1 protein-coding gene is annotated in these 2,718 nt (G+C 62.0%); it reads left to right on the top strand.

The features are described from left to right. Window positions 1-547 precede the first annotated feature (547 nt). Entirely contained in the window at window positions 548-2,290 is a 1,743-nt protein-coding gene (locus tag RTN46_RS16865) for a thioester domain-containing protein (RefSeq protein ID WP_312183176.1), read from the top strand. Window positions 2,291-2,718: the final 428 nt, after the last annotated feature.

Genomic DNA, 2,718 nt, shown 5'->3' with positions numbered 1-2,718 from the left:
CCCAGCCAGGAGCCCCCGCCGTGCGCATTCCTCGGTGCTCAGATATGGCGGGATGAGTAGCGGCGAGGCCACCGGAGCTGCGCACCCAGCTGGGATTGACCACGCTCGTTCGCTCGGTGCGCAGAAATGGCGGGACGAGTAGCGGCGAGGCCACCAGAACTGCACACCCAGCTGGGATTGACCACGCTCACTCGCTCGGTGCGCACGAATGGCGGGTTCCGCGCCGGTGAGGCCTCCAGGCCTGCAGCCCGCGGCGGAAACCTCCAGGCCTGCGGCCCGCGGCGGAAAATCTTCAGTCCGGCCAGCCAGGAGTTTTCCGCTCCGGACTTATCGAGGATTTTCTGCATGGCATCGCGTGCTGGAAAATAGCCGCTTTCCCGGTGATTAGGGCCCAAAAGTAACCGATTCGTGACCAACTGCTCATGTTGTTCTCTGTTCCAATCGTAAAAATCACCGTAGTCTCGCGCTCCCGTGGGGGCGGGTGCAATCCGATTGGCCGCAAAGTCTCGGTTGCGGCGTCGAACACCTAAAGCAGGAGTCCATGTTCATGAGAAATTCTTTGTCACTCGCACGCGCCAGGGGCCAGACAGACAGACGCGAACTGAAACACCTGGGCGCTCGGCGTGGCCCGGTGCTTGGGCTGCTCACCGCAGCGCTGCTCCTGGTAGCTCCCATGACGGCCATAGCAGTGGAGCCATTGCCGGCCGTGGTAATCACCGGGTTCGGACCGGGTCTCGAGATTCAGGGGCTTCACCCGGGACAGGGCACGGTCCAGAATCCGTTGGCTGTCTATCCTGAGGCTAATCCCGCCGGGTATGTCGATATTGATACGTTCGCGGGGATTGTTGAGACCGCTAACGTTGATGATCCTTCGGAGATCGCCCTGATGTACTGCATCAACGTTTTTCTGGAGACAGGGGAGGGAACCGCTTACCAGCTGGATTCCTGGGCGGAAGCCAATGTGCCGAACATCGGCTATGTGACCTACATCCTCAACAACTACTACCCGATGATGCCGGGCCCTGCCGGACTGAACGAGGACCAGCAGGCAGCTGCCGTGCAGGCCGCAATCTGGTACTTCACCGATGGTTACGTTGTGGATACTTCCCAGACTGATATTCGCGCCGCAGTGGCCGCGATGGTGGCCGCTGCCCAGGCGAACGGTCCTGTTCTGGAGCCCGGCATTCCGGGGATTGAGATTACCCCTGAATCGGCGTCTGCTGTCGCGGGATCCCGGGCCGGCCCCTTTACCGTCAACGGCCAGAATGTAGCCGGCATTACCGTGACGGTTCCAGATGGATTCACCCTGCATACAGCTGAGAGCGGAGGCGACGGAGTCGCCAGCGGTTCGGAGGTGGATTCCGGCACGGTCCTATGGGTGCAAAACAACACCGGCGAGCCCGGAACTGGGTCACTCGGCGCGGCAGCAGCCGTGACGGTGCAGGCTGGGAGCGTTTACCTGAGCGCGGGAAATCCCAGTGCGGCTCAACCGCTCATCCTCGCGGCCACACGCCAGTTGAACGCCAGCGACAGCGCGGTGTTCGCCGAGGCAGCTTTGAGTCCCGGTACCCTCGTCGTGACTAAGTCCATCACGGGCGGCGGTGCGGGCAGCCAGGGCGAAATCGCGGTGAATGTTGACTGCGGTCCTGGACTCAACGAGACGTTTACCATTCCCGCCGGGACACCTGCCGGGGACACCACCACGACTTTCGAAGGGATCGCCGATGGCACCCTATGCACTGTCAGTGAGGAAGTCTCCGGCTCCAACGAGGTGGTGAATGTCGTCGCCGGCGAATCCGTCACGGTTGAGATCGTTAGCGGAACTACCGTGGTTGCGGAATTATCCAACGATGTGCAGTTCATCTACGGTCAGCTCGCCGTGGCTAAGTCGTTTGCCGGGACCGGCGCAGGGCTGCAGGATCGCGTTGTAATGACAGTTGTCTGCAACGGCGAGGTAGCGGACACGATCGTAATACCGGCAGGGAGCACAGACACCGTGACGCGGACCTACACGGAGATTCCCGCCGGCAGTTCCTGCCTCATCCGAGAGGAGGAGTCAGGCCAGAACGCCCAGGTCCTGGTTACCGCTGACCTGCCGGATCCTGTGGTTGTGACCGGCGGGATGACGACCACGCTGGAGGCCGTCAACACCTACACAGGACGCGGACAAGCCTGGCTTCCCAAGACCGGAGCGAACGATACGACCGGGCTGGCGATGATGGGTGGAGGAATCCTGCTTGCTGGAACCGCATTGGTCCTGGGTTCGAGGAGGCGCCGCCGGCTGGGCTAAGGCTCACAAATGGGGCAATTCCAGCTAGTGCGGGATGAGCCTGGGACGGTCCGGAATACACGAGGTGCCGGCATCCCCTGAAGGGGCAGGGGACGCCGGCGCTGCCGTGCGTGGGTTGGGTTAGTCGTGCTCCCGCACAAGACTTCCCTCGGGCGGCAAGCCGTCAGAACGCCTGAAACCACAGGTGTCGCAGGCCACGTTGGGTGGATTTGCGCGGGTGCCGCCAGGCGTGTAATGTTTTCTGAGTCGCCGCGGCCGGGACGCTGAAAAAGCGCCCGAGCAAAGGCGGCCAAACCCCAACAAACTTTTGATGGTGGATCCGCCGTGTGCCCCTCGGGCCGGGCGGGAAGCCTGAGACTGAATGCTGGGTTCAGACAGCCGGTTTGAACGATTTGAAACGATTTCCACGGAAATCCGCCGAATTGCAA

The sequence above is a fragment of the Arthrobacter sp. genome (genome assembly GCF_031988865.1).
Taxonomy (GTDB): Bacteria; Actinomycetota; Actinomycetes; order Actinomycetales; family Micrococcaceae; genus Arthrobacter_B.
This window is presented reverse-complemented; position numbering and strand designations above follow the sequence as displayed.

Coding starts and splice junctions, on each gene's coding strand:
- RTN46_RS16865 (WP_312183176.1), top strand. CDS start 548: ATGAGAAATTCTTTGTCACTCGCACGCGCCAGGGGCCAGACAGACAGA.